The sequence below is a fragment of the Pseudomonas sp. GW823-FHT04A03 genome, from assembly GCF_058796615.1.
Genome location: NZ_JBXAIV010000008.1, coordinates 229,583 through 256,056, shown reverse-complemented (window position 1 = coordinate 256,056; position 26,474 = coordinate 229,583). Strand labels below are relative to the sequence as shown.

The 26,474-nt window shown below is 60.9% G+C and carries 24 protein-coding genes and 2 tRNA genes; 6 read left to right on the top strand and 20 right to left on the bottom strand.

The genetic code is table 11. The annotated features are described in order from the left end of the window. Positions 1-2: 2 nt before the first annotated feature. The 5 genes from AC1Q9F_RS20900 to rluD form a co-directional block, all read right to left on the bottom strand. Positions 3-76, bottom strand: a tRNA-Pro gene (locus AC1Q9F_RS20900). A 9-nt stretch (positions 77-85) separates the two neighbouring features. Beyond that, positions 86-161 (bottom strand) — tRNA-Asn (locus tag AC1Q9F_RS20895). A 298-nt stretch (positions 162-459) separates the two neighbouring features. Beyond that, entirely contained in the window at positions 460-3,024 is a 2,565-nt protein-coding gene (gene clpB, locus AC1Q9F_RS20890) for an ATP-dependent chaperone ClpB (protein WP_007959569.1), read from the bottom strand. Positions 3,025-3,154: 130 nt separating this feature from the next. Then, a complete protein-coding gene (pgeF, locus tag AC1Q9F_RS20885) occupies positions 3,155-3,877 on the bottom strand; it encodes a peptidoglycan editing factor PgeF (protein ID WP_207983967.1) in 723 nt (240 codons plus the stop codon). After that, complete coding sequence (rluD, locus tag AC1Q9F_RS20880; protein WP_192562443.1) at positions 3,874-4,836, bottom strand: 23S rRNA pseudouridine(1911/1915/1917) synthase RluD; 963 nt, start codon at positions 4,834-4,836, stop codon at positions 3,874-3,876. Before rluD ends, pgeF begins: the two co-directional genes overlap by 4 nt. A 152-nt stretch (positions 4,837-4,988) precedes the next feature. On the opposite strand from rluD, the gene AC1Q9F_RS20875 reads away from it, so the two are divergent. The 4 genes from AC1Q9F_RS20875 (at position 4,989) to AC1Q9F_RS20860 (ending at position 9,286) form a co-directional block, all read left to right on the top strand. Beyond that, positions 4,989-6,005 (top strand): outer membrane protein assembly factor BamD, encoded by a 1,017-nt coding sequence (locus tag AC1Q9F_RS20875; RefSeq protein WP_179693698.1) that lies wholly within the window; start codon positions 4,989-4,991, stop codon positions 6,003-6,005. Positions 6,006-6,130: 125 nt separating this feature from the next. After that, positions 6,131-6,364, top strand: a complete 234-nt coding sequence (locus AC1Q9F_RS20870) for a PP0621 family protein (RefSeq protein ID WP_039771683.1) — start codon at positions 6,131-6,133, stop codon at positions 6,362-6,364. Then, positions 6,354-7,943 (top strand): sensor histidine kinase, encoded by a 1,590-nt coding sequence (locus tag AC1Q9F_RS20865; protein ID WP_492620804.1) that lies wholly within the window; start codon positions 6,354-6,356, stop codon positions 7,941-7,943. Before AC1Q9F_RS20870 ends, AC1Q9F_RS20865 begins: the two co-directional genes overlap by 11 nt. Beyond that, a complete protein-coding gene (locus AC1Q9F_RS20860) occupies positions 7,940-9,286 on the top strand; it encodes a sigma-54-dependent transcriptional regulator (RefSeq protein WP_492620716.1) in 1,347 nt (448 codons plus the stop codon). The genes AC1Q9F_RS20865 and AC1Q9F_RS20860 overlap by 4 nt, the downstream gene beginning before the upstream one ends. Before the next feature lie 49 nt (positions 9,287-9,335). Here AC1Q9F_RS20860 and thiO read toward each other — a convergent pair whose 3' ends face one another. Genes thiO through AC1Q9F_RS20825 form a run of 7 tightly spaced genes read right to left on the bottom strand, consistent with a single transcriptional unit; the run spans position 9,336 to position 16,109 of the window. After that, on the bottom strand, positions 9,336-10,436 hold the full coding sequence (thiO, locus tag AC1Q9F_RS20855) for a glycine oxidase ThiO (RefSeq protein WP_492620717.1): 1,101 nt from the start codon (positions 10,434-10,436) through the stop codon (positions 9,336-9,338). 57 nt (positions 10,437-10,493) lie between these two features. Beyond that, on the bottom strand, positions 10,494-10,895 hold the full coding sequence (locus AC1Q9F_RS20850; protein WP_039771691.1) for a type IV pilin protein: 402 nt from the start codon (positions 10,893-10,895) through the stop codon (positions 10,494-10,496). A 15-nt stretch (positions 10,896-10,910) separates the two neighbouring features. Beyond that, positions 10,911-14,003, bottom strand: a complete 3,093-nt coding sequence (locus AC1Q9F_RS20845) for a pilus assembly protein (RefSeq protein ID WP_492620718.1) — start codon at positions 14,001-14,003, stop codon at positions 10,911-10,913. Further along, positions 13,990-14,469, bottom strand: a complete 480-nt coding sequence (locus AC1Q9F_RS20840) for a pilus assembly PilX family protein (RefSeq protein WP_492620719.1) — start codon at positions 14,467-14,469, stop codon at positions 13,990-13,992. The genes AC1Q9F_RS20845 and AC1Q9F_RS20840 overlap by 14 nt, the downstream gene beginning before the upstream one ends. A gap of 10 nt (positions 14,470-14,479) precedes the next feature. Then, a complete protein-coding gene (locus AC1Q9F_RS20835; protein ID WP_492620720.1) occupies positions 14,480-15,193 on the bottom strand; it encodes a PilW family protein in 714 nt (237 codons plus the stop codon). After that, positions 15,190-15,639 (bottom strand): type IV pilus modification protein PilV, encoded by a 450-nt coding sequence (gene pilV / locus AC1Q9F_RS20830; RefSeq protein WP_207983973.1) that lies wholly within the window; start codon positions 15,637-15,639, stop codon positions 15,190-15,192. Before pilV ends, AC1Q9F_RS20835 begins: the two co-directional genes overlap by 4 nt. Then, positions 15,636-16,109, bottom strand: coding sequence for a GspH/FimT family pseudopilin (locus AC1Q9F_RS20825; RefSeq protein ID WP_492620721.1), 474 nt, complete (start codon positions 16,107-16,109; stop codon positions 15,636-15,638). The genes pilV and AC1Q9F_RS20825 overlap by 4 nt, the downstream gene beginning before the upstream one ends. A gap of 127 nt (positions 16,110-16,236) precedes the next feature. Between AC1Q9F_RS20825 and AC1Q9F_RS20820 the strand changes: the two genes are divergently transcribed. Then, positions 16,237-16,791, top strand: coding sequence for a GspH/FimT family pseudopilin (locus tag AC1Q9F_RS20820; RefSeq protein ID WP_492620722.1), 555 nt, complete (start codon positions 16,237-16,239; stop codon positions 16,789-16,791). On the opposite strand, the gene ispH is transcribed toward AC1Q9F_RS20820, so the two are convergent. The 6 genes from ispH to murJ form a co-directional block, all read right to left on the bottom strand. After that, a complete protein-coding gene (ispH, locus tag AC1Q9F_RS20815) occupies positions 16,763-17,707 on the bottom strand; it encodes a 4-hydroxy-3-methylbut-2-enyl diphosphate reductase (protein WP_492620723.1) in 945 nt (314 codons plus the stop codon). The genes AC1Q9F_RS20820 and ispH overlap by 29 nt on opposite strands. 75 nt (positions 17,708-17,782) lie before the next feature. Continuing rightward, positions 17,783-18,220: an FKBP-type peptidyl-prolyl cis-trans isomerase gene (fkpB, locus tag AC1Q9F_RS20810; protein ID WP_207986266.1), complete on the bottom strand. Its 438-nt coding sequence runs from the start codon at positions 18,218-18,220 to the stop codon at positions 17,783-17,785. 7 nt (positions 18,221-18,227) lie between these two features. Next, entirely contained in the window at positions 18,228-18,740 is a 513-nt protein-coding gene (gene lspA, locus AC1Q9F_RS20805; protein WP_007959539.1) for a signal peptidase II, read from the bottom strand. Then, positions 18,733-21,564: an isoleucine--tRNA ligase gene (ileS, locus tag AC1Q9F_RS20800; protein ID WP_492620724.1), complete on the bottom strand. Its 2,832-nt coding sequence runs from the start codon at positions 21,562-21,564 to the stop codon at positions 18,733-18,735. The genes lspA and ileS overlap by 8 nt, the downstream gene beginning before the upstream one ends. Before the next feature lie 13 nt (positions 21,565-21,577). Further along, complete coding sequence (gene ribF, locus AC1Q9F_RS20795; RefSeq protein WP_007959537.1) at positions 21,578-22,516, bottom strand: bifunctional riboflavin kinase/FAD synthetase; 939 nt, start codon at positions 22,514-22,516, stop codon at positions 21,578-21,580. A 129-nt stretch (positions 22,517-22,645) separates the two neighbouring features. Then, positions 22,646-24,184, bottom strand: a complete 1,539-nt coding sequence (gene murJ / locus AC1Q9F_RS20790) for a murein biosynthesis integral membrane protein MurJ (protein ID WP_492620725.1) — start codon at positions 24,182-24,184, stop codon at positions 22,646-22,648. Positions 24,185-24,436: 252 nt separating this feature from the next. Between murJ and rpsT the strand changes: the two genes are divergently transcribed. Next, positions 24,437-24,709 carry a 30S ribosomal protein S20 gene (gene rpsT / locus AC1Q9F_RS20785; protein WP_003228351.1) on the top strand — a complete coding sequence of 91 codons (273 nt, stop codon included), beginning with the start codon at positions 24,437-24,439 and terminating at the stop codon, positions 24,707-24,709. A 124-nt stretch (positions 24,710-24,833) separates the two neighbouring features. On the opposite strand, the gene AC1Q9F_RS20780 is transcribed toward rpsT, so the two are convergent. Together AC1Q9F_RS20780 and proB are read right to left on the bottom strand one after the other, a co-directional pair. After that, on the bottom strand, positions 24,834-25,298 hold the full coding sequence (locus AC1Q9F_RS20780; RefSeq protein WP_007959533.1) for a CreA family protein: 465 nt from the start codon (positions 25,296-25,298) through the stop codon (positions 24,834-24,836). Positions 25,299-25,308: 10 nt separating this feature from the next. Continuing rightward, the gene (gene proB, locus AC1Q9F_RS20775; RefSeq protein WP_045121906.1) at positions 25,309-26,427 is read right to left on the bottom strand and encodes a glutamate 5-kinase; all 1,119 of its coding nucleotides are present in this window, start codon (positions 26,425-26,427) and stop codon (positions 25,309-25,311) included. Positions 26,428-26,474: the final 47 nt, after the last annotated feature.

Genomic DNA, 26,474 nt, shown 5'->3' with positions numbered 1-26,474 from the left:
GGTCGGGGTAAGGGGATTCGAACTCCTGACATCCTGCTCCCAAAGCAGGCGCGCTACCGGACTGCGCTATACCCCGGCTTGAAATTGGCTCCGTGACCAGGACTCGAACCTGGGACCCAATGATTAACAGTCATTTGCTCTACCGACTGAGCTATCACGGAACTACATATTTCAATTTACAACGGTGAAACTTACAGCTTCTCGACATCGTTTTCGCATCGCTGCGTTCGTGTGTCTGAGGCGCGCTATTCTACAACCTAGAACACCTCTGTCAACCCCCTAAATTGCTTTCAAGTTAATGATTTGCAACTTATTTCAGATTTCTGCCCAGTGAGCTGAAACCGTGTTGGTGACTGACTGCGGGGCGCACTTTACAAGCCTTTTCCTTTGAGTTCAACAGCCTGGCGAAAAAAAAGGCCTCGCATTGCGAGGCCTTCATTACTTCATCACCGTCGAGCGTCAGTTGAACGTGATCTCGTCGTTCTCCACCACACCGGTTGCGGTCTCGCCCGGCAGGAAACGTCCCGACAGGATCAACTGTGCCAACGGGTTCTCGATCCAGCGCTGGATCGCCCGCTTCAGCGGCCGTGCGCCATAGACCGGGTCGTAGCCGACGGCAATCAGCTTGTCCATCGCTTCCGGGCTCAGCTCCAGCTTCAGCTCGCGCTCGGCCAGACGGCTGCGCAGACGGCCCAGCTGGATCTCGGTAATGCCCGCGATCTGATCCCGCGCCAATGGCTCGAAGATCACCACTTCGTCAACCCGGTTGATGAACTCTGGACGGAAGTGGGTGGAAATCGCATCCATCACCGCTGCCCGTTGCGCTTCACGATCACCGACCAGTTCCTGGATCTGCATCGAACCAAGGTTGGAGGTCATGACGATCACGGTATTGCGGAAATCCACCGTACGGCCGTGGCTGTCGGTCAGCCGACCATCCTCCAGCACTTGCAGCAGGATGTTGAACACGTCCGGGTGCGCCTTCTCGACTTCGTCCAGCAGGATCACCGAGTAAGGCTTGCGCCGTACCGCTTCGGTCAGATAACCGCCCTCTTCGTAGCCGACGTAGCCCGGTGGCGCACCGATCAGCCGGGCCACGGAATGTTTCTCCATGAACTCGGACATGTCGATCCGCACCATCGCCTCTTCAGTGTCGAAGAGGAATTCGGCCAGCGCCTTGCACAGCTCGGTTTTACCGACACCGGTCGGGCCGAGGAACATGAACGAGCCGCTCGGGCGATTCGGATCGGACAACCCGGCGCGGGAACGCCGCACCGCGTTGGCTACCGCCACCACCGCTTCGTCCTGGCCGATCACACGTTGATGCAACAGGCTTTCCATCTTCATCAGCTTGTCGCGCTCGCCTTCGAGCATTTTCGACACCGGAATACCGGTCCACTTCGAAACGACTTCGGCAATTTCCTCTTCGGTCACCTTGCTGCGCAGCAACTGGTTTTCACTCTTGCCGTGCTGGTCGACCATTTGCAGGCTGCGTTCCAGATCCGGGATCACCCCGTACTGCAACTCGGCCATGCGGTTCAGATCGCCTTTACGGCGCGCGGCTTCCAGTTCCTGACGGGACTGTTCGATCTTCTGTTGAATCTGTGCAGAACCCTGCACCTCGGCTTTTTCCGAGTTCCAGATTTCTTCCAGATCCGAGTACTCACGCTCGTGACGGACGATTTCTTCCTGGAGTTTTTCCAGGCGCTTGATCGCCGCTTCGTCGCTTTCTTTCTTCAGCGCCTGGGATTCGACTTTCAGTTGAATCAGGCGCCGCTCCAGACGATCCAGCACTTCCGGCTTGGAGTCGATCTCCATGCGGATGCGGCTGGCCGCTTCGTCGATCAGGTCGATCGCCTTGTCCGGCAGTTGCCGGTCAGTGATGTAGCGATGGCTGAGCTTGGCCGCCGCGATGATCGCGCCGTCAGTGATCGCCACCTTGTGGTGAACCTCATAACGCTCCTTGAGGCCACGCAGAATCGCGATGGTGTCTTCTTCGCTCGGCTCGTCCACCAGCACTTTCTGGAAGCGCCGCTCGAGGGCCGCGTCCTTCTCTATATATTGGCGGTACTCATTGAGCGTGGTTGCGCCGACGCAATGCAGCTCACCACGTGCCAGCGCCGGTTTGAGCATGTTGCCAGCGTCCATCGAGCCTTCGCCCTTGCCGGCGCCGACCATGGTGTGCAGTTCGTCGATGAACAGAATGATCTGCCCTTCCTGCTTCGACAGCTCGTTGAGCAGCGCTTTCAGGCGCTCTTCGAACTCGCCGCGATATTTGGCACCGGCAATCAGCGCCCCCATATCGAGGGACAGCAGACGCTTGCCGCGCAGGCCATCCGGCACTTCGCCGTTGATGATGCGCTGGGCCAGACCCTCGGCAATCGCGGTTTTACCCACGCCAGGCTCGCCGATCAGCACCGGGTTGTTCTTGGTGCGGCGTTGCAGAACCTGAATGGTGCGACGGATTTCGTCGTCACGGCCGATCACCGGGTCAAGCTTGCCTTCTTCGGCGCGCTTGGTCAGGTCGACGGTGTATTTATCCAGCGCCTGACGCGACTCTTCGTGATTGGCGTCGTTAACGGCTTCGCCACCGCGCAAGTTGTTGATCGCATTTTCCAGGGCTTTTTTGCTTACGCCCTGGCCGAGCAGCAACTTGCCGAGCTTGCTGTTCTCGTCCATCGCGGCGAGCAGCACCAGCTCGCTGGAAATGAACTGGTCGCCCTTCTGCTGGGCCAGACGGTCGGCCTGGTTGAGCAGACGCGCCAGATCCTGCGACATGTTGACGTCGCCGGTCGGGTTCTGGATTTTCGGTAATTGATCGAGCTCTTTGGTCAGCTCTTTACGCAAGCTGTTGACGTCGAAGCCCACCTGCATCAACAGGGGTTTGATCGAACCACCCTGCTGTTCGAGCATGGCTTGCATCAAATGCGCCGGCTCGATGGCCGGATGATCGTGGCCGACAGCCAGGGATTGGGCATCGGACAACGCCAACTGCAATTTGCTGGTTAAACGGTCTATACGCATGGGTCACCTTCCTTTTGAGCAGGCCGGACCTAAAAACCATCCTGAATAAAGAAACCTGCCAGATACCGCTATAGATGCGGTCGATTCTGGAAGATTCAAGCGTCAGAGGTGTGATGCAGATCAGGCAAGTCTAGCGGGTGAGCCAAACGAGGGAGGCGAAGCGACCAGTGCGCGATGCACGGCGATAAGAGAAGAAGCGAGGATCGGTCACGGTACAGAAACCGCCGCCATAAACAGCGGTGACACCACGAACCGCCAGACGCAGCCGCGCCAGCTTATAGATGTCGGCCATGAACTTGCCGGCGTTGTGGCTCGGGACAAAGGCTGTCTCGGCTTCGGGCAATTGATTGATGAAGACTTCCCGGACTTCCGGGCCGACTTCGAACGCTTGCGGGCCGATGGCCGGGCCGAGCCAGACCAGTACCTCTTCGGCGGGCATATCCAGACTGTCGAGGGTGGCTTCCAGCACGCCAGCCGCCAATCCACGCCAACCGGCATGAGCCGCCGCGACGCGAGTACCGGCACGGTCGCAGAACAGCGCCGGCAGGCAGTCGGCAGTCATCGCCGCACAAGCGATACCGGGCGTTGCCGTCCAGCTGGCATCCGCCGTGGCCACCACAGACGGATCAGCATGCGCCACGGCAATCCCGTGCACTTGCTGCAACCAGGCAGGCTTAATAGAAAAGTGTTCGGTCAGGCGCCGACGGTTTTCGGCGACGGCCTCAGGGCGGTCATCGACGTGATCGCCCAGATTGAGGCTGTCGAACGGCGCCTCGCTGACGCCGCCCTCGCGGGTGGTGACACAGGCCTTGACGCTGGCCGGCGCGGGCCAGTCCGGCGTCAGCCAGTTCATCCGACGAATGCCTCGCGATCCTGCTTGAGCAGGGTCAGCAACCACACCAGATCTTCCGGCAGCGGCGATTCCCAGCTCATGCGCTCACCGGTGGTCGGGTGATCCAGCTCGAGGAACCGAGCGTGCAGGGCCTGACGCGGGAAGTGCTTGAGGGATTCGACCATGGTCTGGCTCGCGGCCGGCGGAATGCGGAAACGACCGCCGTACGCCGGGTCGCCGACCAACGGGAAGTTGATGTGCGACATGTGCACGCGAATCTGGTGGGTACGACCGGTTTCCAGCTTCACCCGTACGTGGGTGTGGGAGCGGAAGCGCTCCAGCACGCGGTAGTGGCTGACGGCCGGCTTGCCACCTTCCATCACTGCCATGCGTTGGCGCTGCTGGCCGTGGCGGCCGATCGGGGCGTTGATCTTGCCACCGGCCGTCACCACGCCGATCACGATGCACTCGTAGATCCGGCTGACGCTGCGGCTTTGCAGCTGCGCGACCAGTTTGGTCTGCGCCTGAATGGTCTTGGCCACCACCATCAGACCGGTGGTGTCCTTGTCCAGACGATGCACGATACCGGCGCGCGGGACATTGATGATGTCCGGCACGTGGTGCAGCAAGGCGTTGAGCAAGGTGCCATCAGCGTGACCGGCAGCCGGGTGCACCACCAGGCCCGCAGGCTTGTTGATCACCAGAATGTCGTCGTCTTCATAGACGATGTCGAGTTCGATGTCCTGAGCGACCCATTCACCCTGGGCCTCCTGCTCGGCAGTGAGCTCAAGGATGGCACCGCCATGAACGATGTCGCGCGGGCGGATGACCGCCCCGTCCACAGTCAGGCGACCTTCTTTGATCCAGGCGGAAAGGCGCGAGCGCGAGTGCTCGGCGAAGAGTTGGGCGGCGACTTGATCGAGGCGTTGGCCGCCCAATTCGGACGGCACCTCTGCGCGAAGTTCAATTTTATCGGACATGCTCGGACTGGGCGTCGGCTACAGCCTTTGGTTTCGGCTGCGCGCTTGTGGTTAAATACGGCGTCTTTTGCCCCGGGGCTTTTCAACGGGGCGCTCATCATAACAGGACGGCCCCGCCCAAGACAGCGGCCGTCATAGGGACGCAAGCCGCCATGCAAGTGAAACACCTGCTGCTGATCGCCATCCTCGCATTGACCGCTGCTTGCTCATCGAAGGAAGTCGTAGACGAAAACCTGAGTGAAGCCGAGCTGTACCAGCAGGCTCAACAGGACCTGGACAACAACAGCTACACCAGCGCCACAGCCAAGCTGAAGGCTCTGGAGTCGCGTTATCCGTTCGGTCGCTACGCCGATCAGGCGCAGCTGGAACTGATCTACGCCAACTACAAGAACGCCGAGCCGGAAGCTGCAAAGTCCGCCGCCGAGCGTTTCATTCGTCTGCATCCGCAGCACCCGAACGTGGATTACGCCTACTACCTGAAGGGCCTGACCTCGTTCGACCAGGACGTCGGCCTGCTGGCGCGCTTCCTGCCGCTGGACATGACCAAGCGTGACCCGGGCGCCGCCCGCGACTCGTACAACGAGTTCGCCCAGCTGACCAGCCGCTACCCGAACAGCCGCTACGCGCCGGACGCCAAGCAGCGTATGATCTACCTGCGCAACCTGCTGGCCTCCTACGAAATCCACGTGGCCGACTACTACCTGACTCGTCAGGCTTATGTTGCCGCTGCCAACCGTGGCCGTTACGTAGTGGAAAACTTCCAGGAAACCCCATCGGTCGGTGACGGCCTGGCGGTGATGACCGAAGCTTATCAGCGTCTGCATCTGGACGAACTGGCGGCCACCAGCCTGGAAACCCTGAAGCTCAACTACCCGAACCACCCGAGCCTGCAGGACGGTCAGTTCGTGCCACGGGTTGCCGAAGCCGACAACCGTTCGTTCCTGAGCAAGGCCACTCTGGGCCTGATCGAATCCCGTCCGCCGCTGCCGCCGGGAGAGACCCGCGCCAACCAGGACGTGCAGAAGCAGTTCCAGGACGCGAAAGACGCGATCCCGAACGAGCTCAAGCCAAAAGACGAAAACGGCGACGTGATCGAAGAGCCGGAACCGGAGTCGAGCGACAGCGACCGTTCCATCTTCAGCTACATGACCTTCGGTCTGTTCGACTGATCACTTCGGTGATGCCAAAAAGGGAGATCTTCGGATCTCCCTTTTTATTGCGGCGTGTGATTGGGCTGTGCGCTTGTCGGGTCCTTGGCTAAACTGCCGAATCATTAGCCGAAAAGCCGCCCATCATGCTTCGTTTACTGTTCTGGATTGCCTTGATCGCCGCTGCTGTCTGGTTGTGGCGCAAATTCAAGGCCCCCGCCTCGTCCACCCGATCGCCTCGCGAACAGGATGCCGCGCCGATGGTGCGCTGCGCCCACTGCGGCGTACACCTGCCTCGCGACCGCGCGCTGAACCTTCAACAACAGTGGTATTGCAGCCAGGCTCACCTTGAGCAAGGCCCCGGTTCCAGTGATCGCTGAGGCCGACAACGCCGACAGCAAACAGGCCCAGCGACTGCTGCGCCTCTATCATCTGTACCGTTTGAGTGTCGGCATAACCCTGGTGTTGCTGATCTCCAGCAACATGGACAACCGCCTGCTGACCTCGGCCAACGACGAGTTGCTGCGCAATGGCAGCTGGTTGTACCTGGTGCTGAACATCCTGCTGGTGGTGTTCCTGGAGAACATCCGCCGCCCGGCCCAGCTGTTCGGTCTGGCACTGGTCGACATTCTGTTGCTGTGCGGCGTGTTCTATGCGGCCGGCGGTGTGGCCAGTGCGATCGGCAACTTGCTGATCGTCTCGGTGGCCATCAGCAACACCTTGCTGCGACGACGTATCGGCTTGCTGATCGCCGCCATCGCCACCCTCGGCATCGTCGGGCTCAGCTTTCTGCTGAGTTTCAGCCATCCTCTGAGCGCCAACGATTATCTGCAGGCCGGCACCCTCGGCGCCCTATGCTTCGCGGCGTCATTGCTGGTGCAAGGATTGATGCGCCGTCTTGAGGTCAGCGAGAACCTGGCCGAACAGCGCGCCAGCGAAGTGGTGGGGCTCGAAGCCCTCAACGCGTTGATCCTGCAACGCATGCGCACCGGCATTCTGGTGCTCGACGAACAACGCCGGGTGCAACTGGCCAATCACAGCGCCAAGACCCTGCTGGGCCAAACGCACCTTGAAGGCGACCTGATCGACGAGCACTCGAGTGCGTTGGTCGAACGCCTGCAACAGTGGCTGAACAACCCGACCCTGCGCCCGCAAAGCCTGAAGATCGCCGGCAACGGCCTGGAGCTGCAACCGAGTTTCATCGCTCTGGAACAGAGCCCGAACCGCCAGACCCTGGTGTTTCTCGAAGACCTCGCCCAGATTGCCCAGCAGGCCCAACAATTGAAACTGGCTGCGCTGGGCCGGCTGACCGCCGGTATCGCCCATGAAATCCGCAATCCGCTGGGGGCCATCAGTCATGCCTCGCAGCTGTTGCAGGAATCCGAGGAACTCGACGGCGCGGATCGGCGTCTGACGCAGATCATTCAAGACCACTCCCAGCGCATGAACCGAGTCATCGAAAACGTCCTGCAACTGTCCCGCCGCCAGCAGAGCGCACCGCAACGGCTGGATCTCAAGCCGTGGCTGGAACAGTTCGTCAACGAGAGCCGCGAACAGGCCGGCGAGCGTCAGCACATTCACCTGCACATCGGCCCGGGGGATTTCCGCACGTTGATGGATCCCGGCCAGCTCACGCAGATTCTCGACAATCTGTTACGCAACGGCTGGCGCCACAGCGCCCTTTTGCACGATCCGGCGGAAGTCTGGCTGACGCTGTTGATCGACCCCGAAAGCACGCTGGCCGTGCTCGAAGTGCAGGACAACGGCCCCGGCGTGCCGCTGGATCAACAAACTCACCTGTTCGAGCCGTTCTTTACCACCAGCAGCCAGGGCACCGGCCTTGGGCTTTATCTGTCCCGTGAGCTGTGCGAAAGCAATCAAGCGCGCCTAGACTTCAAATCACGCCAAGGCGGCGGCTGCTTTCGCATCACCTTTGCTCACGGACGGAAACAAAGTTGAACACGAGCCCACGGCAAAAAATCCTCATCGTCGACGACGAACCGGATATCCGCGAACTCCTGGAAATCACCCTGGGACGGATGAAACTCGACACCTTCAGCGCACGCAATCTCAATGAAGCCCAGGCGCTGCTGCACCGCGAAACCTTCGATCTTTGCCTGACCGACATGCGTCTGCCCGACGGCACCGGCCTGGAACTGGTGCAGCATATCCAGCAACGTTATCCACAACTGCCGGTGGCGATGATCACCGCCTACGGCAGCCTGGAAACGGCGATCAACGCCCTGAAGGCTGGAGCTTTCGACTTCCTGACCAAACCGGTAGACCTGACGCGCCTGCGCGAACTGGTCGGCTCGGCGTTGCGTATGCCGGCGCCGGGCAATGCCTGCACTTCGATCGACCGACGGTTGCTTGGCGATTCACCGCCGATGCGCAACCTGCGCAAGCAAATCGACAAACTGGCCCGCAGCCAGGCTCCGGTCTATATCAGCGGCGAGTCCGGCAGCGGCAAGGAGCTGGTGGCCCGATTGATTCATGAACAGGGCCCGCGCGCCAGCCAGCCATTCGTGCCGGTGAACTGCGGGGCGATTCCGTCCGAGTTGATGGAGAGCGAGTTTTTCGGCCACCGCAAAGGCAGCTTCAGCGGCGCGGTGGAGGATAAACCGGGGCTGTTCCAGGCGGCCCATGGCGGCACGCTGTTTCTCGATGAAGTGGCGGATCTGCCGCTGCCGATGCAGGTCAAGCTGCTGCGGGCGATCCAGGAAAAAGCCGTGCGCAGCGTCGGCGGCCAACAGGAAACCGTGGTCGATGTGCGCATCCTCTGCGCGACGCACAAGGACCTCGACGCTGAGGTGGCTGCCGAGCGCTTTCGTCAGGATCTGTATTACCGGCTGAACGTGATCGAACTGCGCGTACCGTCCCTGCGCGAACGTCGCGAGGACATCGAAGCCTTGGCCGGCCATATGCTCAAACGCCTGGCCAATGGCACCGGGCAGCCGGCGGCACGTCTTCATCCTCATGCCCTCGAGGCGCTGAAAAACTACCGTTTTCCGGGCAACGTGCGGGAGTTGGAGAACGTGCTTGAAAGGGCGCACACCCTGTGTGAAAACCGCACGATCGAGGCTGAGGATTTACGCCTGAGTGAAGGTAATGGCACCGCTGAAGGCGGTATTGCCGATCTCACGCAGATCGACAACCTGGAAGACTATCTGGAAAGCGTCGAGCGCAAACTGATTCTGCAGGCGCTGGAAGAGACTCGCTGGAATCGCACGGCGGCGGCGCAGCGGTTGAGTCTGTCGTTTCGGTCGATGCGCTACAGGCTCAAGAAACTGGGGCTGGATTGAAGAACCAGAAGAGCGCAGCCTGTGTCGGCTGCGTTCTTTTGATATGGCTTCAGATCCGTCCGGCCGGTGCATACGGCGCCGGATCAATGATCGGCGCACGTCCCAGCATCACGTCGGCAAACAACTGACAGGACGCCGGCGCCAGCACCAGGCCGTTGCGGTAATGCCCGCAGTTCAGCCACAGGCCGTCAAACCCCGGAACCCGGCCAATGTAAGGAATGCCTTCCGGTGAGCCCGGTCGCAGCCCGGCCCAATGCCCTACCACTTCGGCATCGGCCAGCGCCGGCAACAACTCGACCGCCGAGGCCTTGAGGCTTTCCAGCGCGTTGTCCGTCGGGGTCTTGTCGAAGCCTTCGTGCTCAAGCGTACTGCCGATGAGAATGTGCCCGTCGCGGCGCGGAATCGCATAACGCCCCTTGGCCAGCACCATGCTCGGCAGGAAATCCGCTGCACACTTGTAGAGAATCATCTGGCCCTTGACCGGCTCCACCGGTAGGGAAAGATTCAGAGTCTTGAGCAATTCGCCGCTCCACGCGCCCGCCGTCAGCACGACCTGATCACCGGTGATCACACCAGTGGAGGCCTGCACGCCCACCACCCGCTCGCCATCGCGGACAAAACCGCTGACTTCACACTGCTCGTGAATCGTCACGTTCGGTAGCGCCTGCAACGCCGCTTTCAAAGACTTCACCAGCCGAGGATTGCGCACGTTGGCCACGTCGGCCATGTAGATCGCCCGGGAAAATCCGCCACCGAGCACCGGCACCGCATCATGCGCCGCCGAGATATCCACAGCCCGCAACGGGCGGTTTTCCCGCGCGGCCCACGCCAGCGCTTCGGCTTCGTCATCCAGGTCCAGCCAGTACAGGCCGGTGGTGTGCACTTCGGGATCGACGCCGGTATCGGCAAAAAGCCGCTCGCCCAGCTGTGGATAAAAATCCTGCGACCAGTGCGCCAGCGCGGTGACGGCCGGGCTGTAGCGCCACGGGTACAGCGGAGAGACGATACCGCCGCCGGCCCAGGACGATTCCTGGCCGACGTTCGAACGATCCAGCAGCACCACGCTGCCGACCTCGGAGGCGAGGTTGTACGCAGTGAGCAGGCCAATCACCCCGCCACCGACAATCACCACTTGCTGTTGCCTGGTCATGTTTCATCCAACCGTAAAAAAGACAGTGGGCGCAAAAGGCGCCCGAAATAATGCGGCTCAGCGGCCCCAGCAATCCTTGGTGGTCAGCCCGGTGGTCGCGTTGTTCATGCTTCTGACACCGGTGTTGGTGAGGGTGAAATCCCCGCACTTGTCAGTGGCCATGGCCGTGCCCGTCTTGCGGGTCGCGGTCAGCAGGAAGGTCTGATCGGTGATCGTCGGCGTGATGGTGTAGAAATCGTTGCCGGTGCTCAACCCGGTGACACCGGTGTAGACGTTGTTCTTCGAATAGAAGCGTTCGAGGATCTGTGCCTGTTCCGACAAGTTGCTGACCACGTCGGCACGGCGGCCCTTCTTCACGTATTCGGTGAGGCTCGGATAGCCGATGGTGATGACGATACCGATGATCGCAATCACGATCATGATTTCGATCAGGGTGAAACCTCGGTTGGATCTGCGCATGCCTCGAACTCTCGCTTACTGAATTTGCCGCCACATGATACGACGGTTACCGCCGCCGGATTTTTCCACCAGAGTGGTGATACCGCCACTGGAATCGTTCACGACCTTGCGTGATGCACCGTTGACGATGGCGTTCAGGGTCGGGATACCGCCGGTGAACACCACACCGCTGGAAATCGTGTCGTTGCTGTCGACCACGCCATCGGCGTTGGTGTCGAGCACCGCGTAGTTGAGCATCTTACCGCTGAACGCATCGAGTTCGATCAGTTTGCCGGTACCGAAACTGGAACACGGGTCGGTGGTATCGACGCTGGCCGTGGTGAACACGATGCGTCCCAGTACCAGACTGGCCTGATTGATCACCCGTTCGCCGGTCAATGCGTTGTTGTACACCAGCGGCAGGTACCAGCCCTTCTCCGCCGGATAAGTCGTGTCGTTCTGGCTGGTGGTGACGAACTGCCCGGTACTGCCGGAGAACACCCCGGTAATCGCCTGCGGCTGCAAACTGCTGACCGTGATCTGGCCCGACCCGCCATCGGCGTCCCACACCGAATAGAACGCCTGCAGATCCTTGTTGGTCTTGTCGGCGGTTTCGTTGAATTTGCCGGTGCCGACGAAAATCTGTTTGCCGCCCAGAGCGTTGTCCGCCAGCAGCGGTTGCGCGGTGATCGGCTGAGTCGCCCCGCCGGCCGTGGTGAACAACGGCTTGCCGGAAAACGCCACGCCCCAGCTGTCGGACGAGGTGGCGCTCAGGTCGAACTTCCACAACCGTCCCTTCAAGTCACCGCCATACGCGGCCTGCACCACATTCTGTGAATTGACCCGCAGCTTCACCGAGGACAGACCGTTGGTGGTTTCCGTGCTGTCGATGACGATTTTTTTGATCAGCGAGCCGTCACGCACATCCAGCACATAAAGCGCCGCCACCCCTGAGTTGCTGCCGTAACCGTTGGCAATGAACGCCGCCCAGCGACCATCGGCCAAGCGTGCCACTTCCGGACGGGCATAGGCGTAACCCAGATCATTGAAAGCGTTGGAAGTACTGGCGGTTGTCGGCGCGCTGACCTCCCACAAGGCACGGATGACGTTGCCCGCCGAGGCGTCGAACAGCTGAAGCCCATAGAAAGTCTTGCCACCGGCCCCCGTACCGCCAATGGCCAGGGTTTTCCACGCCGTGCCGAATTGCGCGTCGAATACACCCAGCTGACCATCCACCAGAAACTTGTGACTGACGCCGTTGACGTAGTTCGGATCGGCAATCAGACGTAGCGAGGGCAATACGCTGGACGGCATGTAGGCATAGCGCCGGGTACCGTTGGCCGAGTTGATGACGCTGACAAAACCGTCGTTGGCGTTCACCACGAGGCTGGCATTCATGTTCGAAGCCTTGGTGGTCAGGTAGGTGCTATAGGTGGTGTCACCGGCCAGATCGGAAGCGGTTTTTTCCGTGGGAGAGGCCAGCACCAGCGGCGAGTTGATGATATCTCCGAGCAACACGCTGCGCACTTTGAGTCCGGTCTTGTTGGTGCCCTTGCTCCATTCGACCAGGTCGATGCCGCTAATGCCGGTGGGCAAACCCTGGCTGAGAACGGTCTGCTGGGCCGGAGAGAAATTACCGTAGGTCAGCGTCACCGCCGCGTTGTTCAGGGAGTTCCACGACTGGTAGGTCGGCGCAGTGGCACCGGGCACGATGGCGGTGTCGGTGGTCCAAAGCACCGCCGAAGTATTGACCGCCCCGGCCGAGGTGAAGCCAAAGGACTTGATCGTGCCGCGCCAGTCCTTGGGGTCATAACTGGTCTGGAAATAACTGGTGCCGCTCGCCAGCGTCGTCCCGCTGGCGACACCGCTGCCGCCGGAACCGGCCTTGGAGGTGATATCGCTCAACGCCGAGGACAGCGCGGCATTCAGGCCGGCGCTGTCGGTCGCCTGGTAGTAGCGGCCCTGTCCATAATCGGCGGCGTCCGAGAGCATGTCGTTGGAAGCTGTGAAACCCACGGTGTAGGTGTTCATGTTCTGCCTGGGAAAATCCACCGCATTCCAGCTCTTGCCTGCCGCGTCGGTGCCGGAGGAACGCATGTCGATATCGAAGGCGAACTTGGCGATATCGTCCAGGTACAGCGTATCGCCCTCCCCGTCCCCGTTCAGGTTGTTCCCGTCATTGTTGATGCCGTCCCAGTTCGGCAAACGGCTGCCGCCCAGCGGGTCGTTACTCGGAAAGGTGCGGTCGTAGGTCGGCAAACCGTCGGTGATGACCACGCCGTAGTTTTTCTGGCAGCGATACTGGATCGGGCTGGTGTAAGTGCTCGGCGTGCTGTTGTAGTACGGCGCCATCCCGCGCATGTAGCGCGTGATTTCGTAATAGGTCTCGGCCAGAGGTGTGTTGGCCACCGCACTCAGGCCGTTGATCGACGAAATCAGTGCGTTGTAGTTGGTGTCGGCCTGGGCCTGGGTCACGCTGCCGCTGACCGGTGACAGGTCGCTGATGGAGCGTGCAATGAAACCACCGTTGCCGGGGTTGTTGCTGGTGGCCGGGTTGAAGGTCGCCAGGCCCATACGCAGGTTGCGGTTGCTGGTGACCAGTGCGGTGGAAACGTTGCGCGCCACGTTGATCCGGTAATCGTTGGGAATGGCCCCGGTGGTGAAGTCGCGCGTGCCGTTGTTGATCGCCAGACTCACCACGTAGGAAATGTAATCCGCCGAGTAGCGGGTGTTGCCGCTGCCCACCGGATCTGGCAGCTTCAGGCAGAGCGGCGTCAGGCTGTTGTTGTAGAACGCATAGGCGCCGCCGGAGCAGCCGGAGGTCGGCAGGCTCGAGAGAAAGATCGTATCGCCGGTAATGGCGGTCGAGCTCAGGCACAGGCCGATGACCGCGTTGCACTGGCGGGCCGCCGTGCGGTCCACGGTCGGATCAAAACCCGTCGCATAGATGATGCTGTTCATGCTGCCCGAGTCGTCGATCATCAATATCACGTTCGGTGGCACGGCAGCCGCGCTCAACAGCGGTGAATCGGACGGTGTGAAGGCATACGCCGGCGCAGCCAGATAAAGCCCGGTCAGCATGCCGAGCAGCAGCGACAGCCATTTGAAGCGTCGCTCAGTACTTCGCATAGACACTCTCCACCACACTGCGCGAAGTGCCGGCGATGCCGACGGCCGTGACCCGGTACAACGTCGCCGAGGTATTGCTCGGCACATTCACCGCCGTCAGGGTCGTGCCGATGTTCTGTACTCCGTAAAACCCGCTGCCGGCGGCGATCCAGGTCACGCCAGACGTGGAGTTGAGCCCCGCCGCGCTGACCACCGAGGATTCCGCCGGCGGCGCACATTGGGTTGTGTTGGCGCAAACCGCCAGCGCGTAGCCGTCCAGTTGCACCGCGCTTTCGCCGATGCGCAGCGCCGCCTCGGCAGTCTGAAACGATTGATTGCGCAAGCTCACGCTGCCGGCCATTTTTTCCTGCAAGTTGGCGCTCTGCATCGATGACAGACCGATCACCGTCAGGAGCAGCAGAAACACCAGACTGACCAGCAACACCATGCCGCCCTGGAACCGTCGCCGATGGAGAGAAACGTTCATCGCTCGTCCCTCACTGCAAGCGGTTGCGCAAGGCGGCAACCACGTTGAAGGTTTGATTGCGGACCCGGTTGTTCGGGTCAGTGAGGGTCAGGCTCAGACGCACGCTGCGGATCCGCGCCGGATCTCCAGGGTTGGCGCTGTAGGTGGACGCCGCGACGTCGGTCGCGGAACTCGCCAGACCAAACATCACGGTGAACGCACTGACATTGTTCACCAGCACCTGCTGGGCCGGGTTACCGCTGCCGGTGCCCATCAGAATCTGGTTGTTGCTGAAGCTGTAGACCAGCCGACGGATCGGAAACGCGATCTGCCCCGTCGCCGCCGCCCGCGCACCGGTAAAAGCGGTGGCGCTGTTGCGGCAATCGGAGACCACGGTCCAGGTCGGCGTCCCGCCCGCGCTACCGACATCGGCGGTTACCAGGGTCAGCTTGAGGTTGGCGTTGTCCCAGCTGATCGGCGTGATCTGGGCCGCATTGAAATCCCCCGCCGAGCTGGAATCGGTAATCGTGCCCAGGCAGCCGAACATACCCACCATGCGCAGCTCCTGGATCATCTTGCTCAGCACGAACCGCGCATCTTCCTGCATGGCGGCGGCACTGTTCTGGCTGACGTAGGTATTTTTCGCCGCGAGGAAGATCTGCACCACGCCCAGCACCACGATCAGGCCCAACGCCAGGGCGACCAGCATTTCGATCAGGCCGAAGCCCAGATTTTGGCGCTTCATGGCGTAGCCACCGGATCGACCGCAGCGCGGCTGGTCAGGACAAAACTGCGGGTTGCACCGGCCGTATTGGCGGCGCGCGCGTCACTCCAGGTGATGGTGATGGTGTACACGCGCTGATTGAGGGTGATGCTGCCGGTGGCAGTGGGTCCGCCGAAATTGACGATGTTGGTGGTGAAGTCGTAGAGATCCTGATCCCGGGCGACACTCAGATTGCCCGTGGTCGGCGGTGTGACGGTGTAGTCGGCGCCCGAGTTGGCGCGGATCCGGTCCATCATGTCGTAGGCGATGAAACTCGCCTGGCTGGTCATCCGTGAGCTGTCGGTGTACTTCAGCGCATTGAGCTGAACCGCTGCTGCGCCCAGCAACCCGACCGTCAGAATCAGTAACGCGACCAGCACTTCAATCAGCGTCATGCCCTCCTGCGCGTGCTTGCTCCCTGCCCTCATCCGCAATTTCCACCCAATTGAATTCGTCCGTTCAGACACACGTTCAGCGTCCTGCTTTGCGTTCCCAGCACGTAACTGATGACCACCGCCGTGGACGGTGCCGCCAGTCCGCCCAGATTGTTGAAATCCAGCGCGGTCACTCCAGAGGGTAGCGTCAGAGTCGCACCGCTGCTCATCGCTGGAACAACCCGCAATACATTGGCCGGAGTGCCAGTACTGTCGTAGACCGACAGTTCACCGGTCCAGACCGTGCCGCCGGCACTCGGCCGCAAGCGGGTGGTGACGCCCCGGTTGATCGCCTCGAGCCTTGCGTAGTTGAGGGCCCGTTGCAGGTCGCCGACCTCGGTGTCGGCCTTGCTGCCCTGCACCGAACGGGTGAATGCCGGCACCGCCATCGTGATCAGGATCACAAACACCGCGAGCGCCACCAACAGCTCGATCAGCGTGAAACCTTTTGTACGATGATCCATCGATGCCCTCCGTTGCCGTCGGCTATACCTGTACAAACCTAGAACATTCGACCGGCATGCGCCGGTTGATTTACCGCGAACGGCGCACGGATTGCGCCGCTGTGCACAATCCAGGGAGGACGCGCACATGCCGCAACAGGGCTTCAGTCTGGTCGAACTGCTTATGGGACTGGCGATCGGCGCAATTGTTCTGTCGCTGGTCAGTCCGGCGCTGGCGGACTTCACCGAATCAAACCGGCGGCAACAGGCCGCGCAGTCTTTGCTCGACGGTATTCGCAATGCCCGGACCATGGCCATCACGCGCAATCAGAGCGTGGTGATTCATGGCATCAACGGTGACTGGGGCCAGGGCTGGCGGATCATTCTGGATATCAGCGGAAAGGGATCGGGAGATCCCGCTAATCCATTGCTGATCGAGCAGGCGAGTGACGGACGGATACCGATTGTCGGCAACTGGCTGGTGAGCCGCTACATACGCTTCAGCAGCCTGGGCCAGCCACTGGTGCCGGACCGGAAGTTTCAGGCGGGGACGTTACATCTATGCTCGGCTCGCGAGCCGGTCAGCCAGCTCCAGGTGGTGCTGGCGGCGACCGGTCGCGTACGCCTGACCAGCCAAAAGGCTGAACAGGCGCTGTGCCGAAAGGATAAAGCGATCAGATCGAGCGAACGCGCAGCTCTTTAGGCATCGAGAACGTGATGTTCTCCTCACGCCCGGCCAGTTCGTCGGCGCCGGTGGCACCCCAGGCCTGCAATTGCTGGATCACGCCACGCACCAGCACCTCCGGAGCGGAGGCACCGGCGGTGATGCCGATCCGATCGACACCGTCGAACCAGCTTTTTTGCAGATCTTCGGCGCCATCGATCAGGTAGGCCGGCGTGGCCATGCGCTCGGCCAGCTCACGCAGGCGGTTGGAGTTGGAGCTGTTCGGGCTGCCCACCACCAACACCACGTCGCATTCGTCGGCCAGTTGCTTGACCGCATCCTGACGGTTTTGGGTGGCGTAGCAGATGTCGTCCTTGCGCGGCCCGCCAATGGCCGGGAAACGCGTACGCAGTGCGTCGATGACACGGCTGGTGTCATCCATGGACAGCGTGGTCTGGGTGACGAAGGCGAGTTTTTCAGGGTTGTGCACCTGCAGCTCGGCGACATCCTTCTCGTCTTCGACGAGGTAGATCGCGCCGCCATTGCTGGCGTCGTACTGGCCCATGGTGCCTTCAACTTCCGGGTGACCAGCGTGGCCGATCAGGATGCACTCGCGACCGTCACGGCTGTATTTCGCGACTTCGATATGCACCTTGGTGACCAGCGGACAGGTGGCGTCGAATACTTTCAGGCCACGGCCGGCGGCTTCGGTGCGCACGGCTTGCGAGACACCGTGGGCACTGAAGATCACGATGACGTCGTCCGGTACCTGATCGAGCTCCTCGACGAAGATCGCGCCACGACTGCGCAGGTCTTCGACCACGAACTTGTTGTGAACCACTTCGTGACGCACATAGATCGGCGGCCCGAAAACTTCCAGGGCGCGGTTGACGATTTCGATCGCCCGGTCCACGCCGGCGCAGAAGCCACGGGGGTTGGCGAGTTTGATTTGCATGCGGTGCCTCGTGTCTTGCGCGCGAAAGATTGGATCATTACAGGAGCCGGTCAGCCGGCTCCTGCAGAACAGCGATTACAGCGCTTTGACGGAGAAGATTTCCACGTCAAAGGTCAGCGTCTTGCCGGCCAGCGGGTGGTTGAAGTCGACAGTCACTTGCGCGTCGTCGAACTCTTTCACCACACCCGGCAGCTCAGTATTGGCCGCATCGTTGAAGATCACCAGCAGACCCGGCGACAGCTCCATGTCCGCAAACTGCGAACGCGGGATGATCTGTACGTTTTGCGGGTTCGGCTGGCCGAAGGCGTTTTCCGGCTCGACGGTCAGCGTACGCTTGTCGCCGGCCTTGAAACCGAACAGCGCCGCCTCGAAGCCCGGCAGCAGGTTGCCGTCGCCGACCTTGAAGGTCGCAGGGGTTTTGTCGAAGGTGCTGTCGACCGTGTCGCCGTTCTCCAGGCGCAATGCAAAGTGCAAGGTGACTTCCGTGTTCTGGCCGATGCGTTGCTCAGCCAATACCTGTTCAGTCATGAACGGTTTCTCCGGTTTTTTTACTTTTGAACATATCCAGTGCCAGCATCACCGCGCCAACGGTGATGGCGCTGTCGGCGAAGTTGAACGCCGGGAAGTACCAGCGGTTCTGCCAGTGCACCAGAATGAAGTCGATCACATGGCCCAGGGCAATGCGGTCATAAAGGTTGCCCAGTGCGCCGCCAAGAACCAGCGCCAGCGCAATGGCCAGCCAGGTTTCGTTGCGGCCCAGGCGCTTGAGCCAGACCACCAGCACCGCACTGACCGCAATCGCGATCAGGGCGAACAGCCAGCGTTGCCAGCCTGAGCTGTCCGCGAGGAAGCTGAAGGCAGCGCCGGTGTTGTAGGCCAGTGTCCAGCTGAAGTAATCAGGGATGATCACAATCTGCTGGAACATCTCGAGCTTGCCTTCGAAGTAGAACTTGCTGGCCTGGTCGATGACCAGAACCAGCAAGCTCAACCAGAGCCAGCTCAGCCGTCCAAAACGGCCAACGGCATTAGGCATAGTGACGAACCTCGCCAGCGCCATCGATGTTGTCCACGCAACGACCGCAGATTTCCGGATGCTCCGGGTTCACGCCGACGTCTTCGCGGCAGTGCCAGCAACGGGCGCATTTCGCGAAGGCGGATTTGACGATCTTCAGCTTCAGGCCGCTGACTTCGGTGGCCACCGCATCGGCCGGAGCCTGCACGAACGGCGCAACAGTGGCAGTCGAGGTGATCAGGACAAAGCGCAGCTCGTTGCTCAGCTTGGCCAGGTCGGCGGTCAGCGCGTCTTCGGCGAACAGCGTCACTTCGGCTTGCAGGTTGCCACCGACGGCCTTGGCCGCGCGCTGGATTTCCATTTCTTTGTTGACCGCCACCTTCACTTCCATGATGCGATCCCAGTACTCGCGACCCAGTTCGAAGCCTTCCGGCAACTCGGTCAGGCCTTCGTACCAGGTGTTGAGCATCACCGATTCGTTGCGCTCGCCCGGCAGGTATTGCCACAGCTCGTCGGCGGTAAACGCCAGGATCGGCGCGATCCAGCGCACCAGCGCTTCGGAGATGTGGAACAGCGCGGTCTGGCACGAACGACGGGCCTTGCTGTCGGCGCCGGTGGTGTACTGGCGATCCTTGATGATGTCCAGATAGAAACCACCCAGCTCCTGCACGCAGAAGTTGTGGATCTTCGAGTAGACGTTCCAGAAACGGTATTCGCCGTAGTGCTCTTGCAGCTCGCGTTGCAGCAACAGGGTGCGATCCACCGCCCAGCGATCCAGCGCCAGCATGTCTTCAGCCGGCAGCAGGTCAGTGGCCGGGTTGAAACCGGTCAGGTTGGAAAGCAGGAAGCGTGCGGTGTTACGGATACGACGATAGGCGTCCGCACTGCGCTGCAGGATCTGCTCGGACACGGCCATTTCGCCCGAGTAGTCGGTCGAAGCGACCCACAGACGCATGATGTCGGCGCCCAGGGTGTCGTTGACTTTCTGTGGTGCGATCACGTTGCCCAGGGACTTGGACATCTTGCGGCCGGACTCGTCCACGGTGAAACCGTGGGTCAGCAGCTCGCGGTACGGCGCGTGGTTGTCGATGGCGCAACCGGTCAGCAAGGACGAGTGGAACCAGCCACGGTGCTGGTCCGAACCTTCCAGGTACAGGTCGGCACGCGGGCCGGTCTCGTGGCCCATCGGGTGCGAACCGCGCAGGACGTGCCAGTGTGTGGTGCCCGAGTCGAACCAGACGTCGAGGGTGTCGCTGATCTTGTCGTACTGTGGCGCTTCATCGCCCAGCAGTTCGGCAGCGTCGAGTTTGAACCAGGCTTCGATGCCTTCGACTTCGACGCGTTTGGCGACTTCTTCCATCAGCTCGACGGTGCGTGGGTGCAGCTCGCCGCTTTCCTTGTTCAGGAAGAACGGGATCGGCACGCCCCAGTTACGCTGACGGGAGATGCACCAGTCTGGACGGTTGGCGATCATCGAGTGCAGGCGCGCCTGGCCCCAGGCCGGGACGAACTTGGTGTCTTCGATGGCTTTGAGCGAGCGTACGCGCAGGGTGTCGCCGCTGACCGGCTCTTTGTCCATGCCGATGAACCACTGCGCGGTGGCGCGGTAGATCAGCGGGGTCTTGTGACGCCAGCAGTGCATGTAGCTGTGTTCGATGACGGTGGTGTGCATCAGCGCACCGACTTCGGTGAGTTTTTCGACGATGGCCGGGTTGGCCTTCCAGATGAACTGGCCGCCGAAGAACTCCAGCGACGGCACGTAGACGCCGTTGCTCTGTACCGGGTTGAGGATGTCGTCGTTGACCATGCCGTACTTCTTACAGGTCACGAAGTCGTCCACGCCGTAGGCCGGGGCGGAGTGAACCACGCCGGTACCGGCGCCCAGTTCCACGTAGTCGGCCAGGTAAACCGGCGACAGACGGTCATAGAACGGGTGACGGAAGTTGATCAGCTCCAGCGCCGAACCCGGTGCTGTTGCCAATACGGTGCCTTCGACGCCGTAACGGGTCAGGCAGGATTCGACCAGCTCTTCAGCCAGCACCAGCAGCTTGTCGCCGATGTCGACGAGGGCGTAGGTGAATTCCGGGTGAACGTTCAGCGCCTGGTTGGCCGGGATGGTCCACGGGGTGGTGGTCCAGATCACGATCGAGGCCGGTTTGCCCAGCGACGGCAGACCGAACGCGGCAGCCAGTTTGGCCTCGTCAGCGATCGGGAAGGCGACGTCGATGGTCGAGGACTTCTTGTTCTCGTACTCGACTTCCGCCTCGGCCAGGGCCGAACCGCAATCGAAGCACCAGTTCACAGGTTTCAGGCCCTTGAACACGAAACCGCCCTTGACGATTTCGGCGAGGGCGCGGATTTCGCCGGCCTCGTTCTTGAAGTCCATGGTCTTGTACGGGTTGGCGAAGTCGCCCAGCACGCCGAGACGGATGAATTCAGACTTCTGCCCTTCGATCTGCTCGGTGGCGTAGGCACGGCACAGTTCGCGGGTCTTGTCCGCGCCCAGATTCTTGCCGTGGGTCACTTCAACCTTGTGTTCGATCGGCAGGCCGTGGCAGTCCCAGCCCGGGACATACGGCGCGTCGAAACCGGACAGGGTCTTCGAGCGGATGATCATGTCCTTGAGAATCTTGTTCAGTGCGTGACCGATGTGGATCGTACCGTTGGCGTACGGAGGGCCGTCGTGCAGGACGAACTTCGGACGATCCTTGCCAATCTCGCGCAACTTTCCGTACAGGCCAATACTGTCCCAGCGCTGCAGGATCTGCGGTTCGCGCTGTGGCAGGCCGGCCTTCATTGGGAAGGCGGTGTCCGGAAGGTTTAGCGTGGCTTTATAGTCGGTCATTTAAGGCTCTTCATTAGCGATGGGCGCTAGGTGCGGCTAGTGCACGGGCGGCGGCGACATCCGCGCTGATCGCCGTTTTCAATGCCTCCAGGGAGGCGAAACGCTGCTCTTCACGCAGCTTCTGGTGGAAAACCACCGTCAAACGCCGGTCATACAGATCGCCGGCAAAATCTAAAAGATGGACTTCAAGGTGGGCCTTGCCATCACCTTGCACCGTGGGCCGCACGCCGATATTGGCGACGCCGGGCCAGGTCTTGCCGTCGATGTCGACGTCGACCAGGTAAACCCCGGTGAACGGCACGCGACGGCGTTTCAGTTGAATGTTCGCCGTGGGCGTACCCAACTGGCGGGCCAGTTTCTGGCCATGCAGCACGCGTCCGGCGATCCGGTACGGGCGACCCAGCAGGCGTTCAGCCAGCGCGAAATCGGCGGCGGCCAACGCGTTGCGCACCTGGGTGCTGCTGACGCGAATGCCGTCCAGCTCGACGGTTTGCGCGGCTTCCACGGTAAAACCGTGGACCTGCCCGGCCTGCAACAGGAAATCGAAATCGCCGAGACGGTCGCAACCGAAGCGGAAATCGTCACCGACCTCCAGATGCTGCACACCAAGGCCATCGACGAGGATGGTATCGACGAATTCGCTGGCGCTGAGCTTGCTCAAGCGCTGGTTGAACGCCAGGCACAAGACCCGGTCGACGCCTTCGGCGGCCAGCAGTTGCAGCTTGTCGCGCAAACGGGCCAGACGCGCCGGCGCGGTCTCCGGGGCAAAGAATTCCCGTGGCTGCGGCTCGAAAATCACCACGCAGCTGGGTACGCCCAACTCGAGCGCACGCTCACGCAGTCGGGCCAGAATGGCCTGGTGACCACGGTGAACACCGTCAAAGTTGCCAATAGTGGCGACGCAGCCCCGATGCTGGGGGCGCAGATTGTGGAGGCCTCGAACCAGCTGCATAACGCGCTTCTTGCTCATAAAGTGGCCGATTATAACCACACCCGACGGCCGACGACAGGCAACACCGTAACCCAAAGTGATCGAGCCGACAAAACTGCCGGCTCGCGCCCGTTTTTCAGGGGAAAAACCTCAGCTCAACGCCTTGCGATTGAAGTCGCGCAGGCGGAAACCGAGCAGCAGCAACATGCCGAAATAAGCGATCACGCCGGCAACCACCAACGCGCCAAGACGCAGGAAGCGCTCAAGCATGTGGCCCTGATCCCACGCGGGCATGAAATGCATGCCGATCAACAGCACCGCCGACATCACCGCCACCGCAACCACAAGCTTGAAACCGAACTTCAGCCAGCCCGGCTGCGGTTGGTACATCTGCTGCTTGCGCAGTTGATAGAACAGCAGCCCGGCGTTCAGGCAGGCACCGGCGCTGATCGCCAGTGCCAGACCGGCGTGGGCCAGCGGGCCGATCAACACCAGATTGAACAACTGAGTAACGACCAGGGTGAAGATTGCGATTTTTACAGGTGTACGGATGTTTTGTTGCGCATAAAAGCCAGGCGCCAACACTTTGATCACGATAATGCCGAGCAGACCAACAGAGTAGGCAATCAATGCCCGTTGCGTCATCTCGGCGTCAAACCCGCTGAACTGGCCGTACTGGAACAGCGAAACCGTCAACGGCTCGGCCAGGATCCCCAGCGCCAGCGCACACGGCAACACCAGCACGAAGCACAGACGCAGGCCCCAGTCGAGAATCCGCGAATATTCGTGGCGATCCTTGCTGGCGTAGGTCTTGGCCAATGTCGGCAGCAGGATCGTGCCCAGCGCCACACCCAGCACACCGGACGGCAGCTCCATCAGACGGTCGGCGTAATACATCCACGACACCGAGCCCGCCACCAGGAACGAGGCGAAGATGGTGTTGATGATCAGGGAAATCTGACTGACCGATACGCCAAGGATCGCTGGCAACATCTGCTTCATCACCCGCCAGACACCCGTGTCACGCAGGTTCAGGCGCGGCAGCACCAGCATGCCGATCTTTTTCAGGTGCGGCAGTTGATAGAGCAACTGCGCCAGACCACCGACCAGCACCGCCCAGCCGAGCGCCATGACCGGCGGATCGAAATACGGCGTCAGGAACAGCGAAAACACGATCATGCTGACGTTGAGCAGGGTCGGCACGAATGCCGGCACCGAGAAACGGTTCCAGGTATTGAGAATCGCCCCCGCCAGCGAAGACAGCGAGATCAGCAATATATAGGGGAAAGTCACTCGCAGCAGATCGGAGGTCAGCTGGAATTTTTCCGGCGTGTCGGTGAAACCCGGCGCCGTGGCCCAAATCACCCAGGGCGCGGCGATCATGCCCAGTGCAGTGACCAGCGCCAGTACCAGCGTGAGCAAGCCGGAAACGTAGGCAATAAAGGTGCGGGTCGCCTCTTCGCCCTTCTGGCTTTTATATTCGGCGAGAATCGGCACAAACGCCTGGGAAAACGCCCCCTCGGCGAAAATCCTGCGCAGCAGATTGGGCAGCTTGAAGGCGATAAAGAAGGCGTCGGTCGCCATTCCGGCGCCGAAGGTGCGGGCAATGAGCGTGTCACGAACAAACCCGAGAATCCGGGAAAGCATCGTGATAGAGCTGACGGCGGCCAACGATTTGAGCAGATTCATTGAAGGAATGTGTGCCTGTCGATAAACAGCAGGCGAATAACGCGCCCACTTGTGCGATACTCCGCGCCGCAACAGCACAGAGCCAAAGCTCGCGAGTTTACAGGTCACACGCCGGAAAGAAATATCCCGTCGCACCACGCCTACCACTTAGCGGAACGTTTCAAGCGCCCTTGACAAGACTTCAACTCATCGGCATGATTCGCGGCCTATTTTGTTTGCTATTTCCTAAAAAGTCTTTCGAGGAGCTCGACGGTGGCCAACTCACCTTCCGCCAAAAAACGTGCAAAACAGGCTGAGAAGCGTCGCAGCCACAACGCCAGCCTGCGTTCCATGGTTCGTACCTACATCAAGAATGTAGTTAAAGCCATCGACGCAAAAGACGCTGAAAAAGCTCAAGCTGCATACGTTCTGGCTGTGCCAGTTATCGACCGTATGGCCGATAAAGGCATCATCCACAAGAACAAGGCTGCTCGTCATAAGAGCCGTCTGAATGGCCACGTCAAGGCACTGAAAGAAGCTGCCTAAGCGACGTAGTCATTAAAAAACCGACCTCAGGGTCGGTTTTTTATTGCCTGCGATTTGTTCTGATTTCGGCAAAATCGCAGGCAAAAAAAGAGGAGCCAACCGGCTCCTCTTTTTTTACGCGCGATTAATGAGCCGACGCCCACGGCAGAATCGGGATCGCCGTCACCGCATTCTGCGGACTACCCTCGATCAGGCGATCGCTGTAGACGAGATACACCAGCGTATTGCGCTTCTTGTCGAGAAAGCGCACCACCTGCATGGTCTTGAACACCAGCGAAGTGCGCTCCTTGAACACCTCTTCGCCATCCTTCAACTCACCCTTGAAGTTGATCGGCCCGACCTGACGGCAAGCAATGGACGCCTCGGCACGATCCTCGGCCAGACCCAACCCACCCTTTACACCGCCCGTCTTGGCGCGCGACAGGTAGCAAGTCACACCTTCAACCTTCGGATCATCGAATGCCTCGACCACGATCCGGTCGTTCGGCCCGACAAACTTGAACACCGTCGACACCTGGCCGATTTCCTCGGCCGAGGCCAGTAATGGCAACGCCATCAGCAAGCCCAACAATCCTTTTGCCATGCGCATCGAGTTTTCCTTACACCAGAATCAGGTTGTCACGGTGAACCAGTTCCGGCTCAGCCATGTAACCCAGCAAACCGACAATCGCATCCGACGACTGACCGATGATTTTTTGTGCTTCCAGCGCGCTGTAGTTAGCCAGGCCGCGGGCGATCTCACGACCGTCCGGCGCCACGCAAACCACCATTTCGCCGCGACGGAAACTGCCCTGAACCAGTTTGACGCCGACCGGCAGCAGGCTTTTGTTGCCCTGGGACAACGCGGAAACCGCGCCATCATCCAGCACCAGCGTGCCACGGGTTTGCAGATGCCCGGCCAGCCACTGCTTGCGCGCCGCGAGCATGCCGCGCTCAGGCGACAGCAACGTACCAATGCGCTCACCCGCTTTCAGCCGATCAAGCACGCGCTCCAGACGCCCGCCAACAATGATGGTGTGCGCCCCGGAACGCGCCGCCAGCCGCGCCGCGCGCAGCTTGGTCTGCATGCCACCACGACCCAATGCACCGCCAGTACCGCCCGCCACCGCATCCAGCGTCGGATCATCGGCACGCGCTTCATAAATCAGCTGGGCGTCAGGGTTATTGCGCGGATCGGCGTCGAACATACCGTCGCGATCCGTCAGGATCACCAGCAGATCGGCCTCGACCAGGTTGGCCACCAGCGCCGCGAGCGTGTCGTTGTCGCCGAAGCGGATTTCGTCGGTGACCACAGTGTCGTTCTCGTTGATCACCGGGATGACTTTCAGCTCGACCAGCGCGCGCAAGGTACTGCGAGCATTCAGGTAGCGCTTGCGGTCGGACAGGTCGTCGTGGGTCAGGAGAATTTGCGCGGTGTGCCGGCCATGCTCGGCAAAGCTCGATTCCCAGGCCTGCACCAAGCCCATCTGACCGATAGCTGCAGCGGCCTGGAGCTCGTGCATCGCACTGGGTCGAGCGGTCCAGCCCAGGCGACTCATGCCCGCCGCCACTGCCCCGGAGGACACCAGCACCAGCTCGACGCCGGCCTCGTGCAAAGCCACCATCTGCTCGACCCAGACACCCATTGCCGCGCGATCCAGCCCTTTGCCATCCGCTGTCAGCAAAGCGCTGCCGATCTTCACGACCCAACGCTGCGCACCTGTCACCTTGCTCCGCATCATCTTCAACCTTAGCTTGAGGGCAGCGCGACCTGGCACTGCCCGTG

Coding starts and splice junctions, on each gene's coding strand:
- clpB (WP_007959569.1), bottom strand. CDS start 3,024: ATGCGTATAGACCGTTTAACCAGCAAATTGCAGTTGGCGTTGTCCGAT.
- pgeF (WP_207983967.1), bottom strand. CDS start 3,877: ATGAACTGGCTGACGCCGGACTGGCCCGCGCCGGCCAGCGTCAAGGCC.
- rluD (WP_192562443.1), bottom strand. CDS start 4,836: ATGTCCGATAAAATTGAACTTCGCGCAGAGGTGCCGTCCGAATTGGGC.
- AC1Q9F_RS20875 (WP_179693698.1), top strand. CDS start 4,989: ATGCAAGTGAAACACCTGCTGCTGATCGCCATCCTCGCATTGACCGCT.
- AC1Q9F_RS20870 (WP_039771683.1), top strand. CDS start 6,131: ATGCTTCGTTTACTGTTCTGGATTGCCTTGATCGCCGCTGCTGTCTGG.
- thiO (WP_492620717.1), bottom strand. CDS start 10,436: ATGACCAGGCAACAGCAAGTGGTGATTGTCGGTGGCGGGGTGATTGGC.
- AC1Q9F_RS20850 (WP_039771691.1), bottom strand. CDS start 10,895: ATGCGCAGATCCAACCGAGGTTTCACCCTGATCGAAATCATGATCGTG.
- AC1Q9F_RS20845 (WP_492620718.1), bottom strand. CDS start 14,003: ATGCGAAGTACTGAGCGACGCTTCAAATGGCTGTCGCTGCTGCTCGGC.
- AC1Q9F_RS20840 (WP_492620719.1), bottom strand. CDS start 14,469: ATGAACGTTTCTCTCCATCGGCGACGGTTCCAGGGCGGCATGGTGTTG.
- AC1Q9F_RS20835 (WP_492620720.1), bottom strand. CDS start 15,193: ATGAAGCGCCAAAATCTGGGCTTCGGCCTGATCGAAATGCTGGTCGCC.
- pilV (WP_207983973.1), bottom strand. CDS start 15,639: ATGAGGGCAGGGAGCAAGCACGCGCAGGAGGGCATGACGCTGATTGAA.
- AC1Q9F_RS20825 (WP_492620721.1), bottom strand. CDS start 16,109: ATGGATCATCGTACAAAAGGTTTCACGCTGATCGAGCTGTTGGTGGCG.
- AC1Q9F_RS20820 (WP_492620722.1), top strand. CDS start 16,237: ATGCCGCAACAGGGCTTCAGTCTGGTCGAACTGCTTATGGGACTGGCG.
- ispH (WP_492620723.1), bottom strand. CDS start 17,707: ATGCAAATCAAACTCGCCAACCCCCGTGGCTTCTGCGCCGGCGTGGAC.
- lspA (WP_007959539.1), bottom strand. CDS start 18,740: ATGCCTAATGCCGTTGGCCGTTTTGGACGGCTGAGCTGGCTCTGGTTG.
- ileS (WP_492620724.1), bottom strand. CDS start 21,564: ATGACCGACTATAAAGCCACGCTAAACCTTCCGGACACCGCCTTCCCA.
- ribF (WP_007959537.1), bottom strand. CDS start 22,516: ATGCAGCTGGTTCGAGGCCTCCACAATCTGCGCCCCCAGCATCGGGGC.
- murJ (WP_492620725.1), bottom strand. CDS start 24,184: ATGAATCTGCTCAAATCGTTGGCCGCCGTCAGCTCTATCACGATGCTT.
- AC1Q9F_RS20780 (WP_007959533.1), bottom strand. CDS start 25,298: ATGCGCATGGCAAAAGGATTGTTGGGCTTGCTGATGGCGTTGCCATTA.
- proB (WP_045121906.1), bottom strand. CDS start 26,427: ATGCGGAGCAAGGTGACAGGTGCGCAGCGTTGGGTCGTGAAGATCGGC.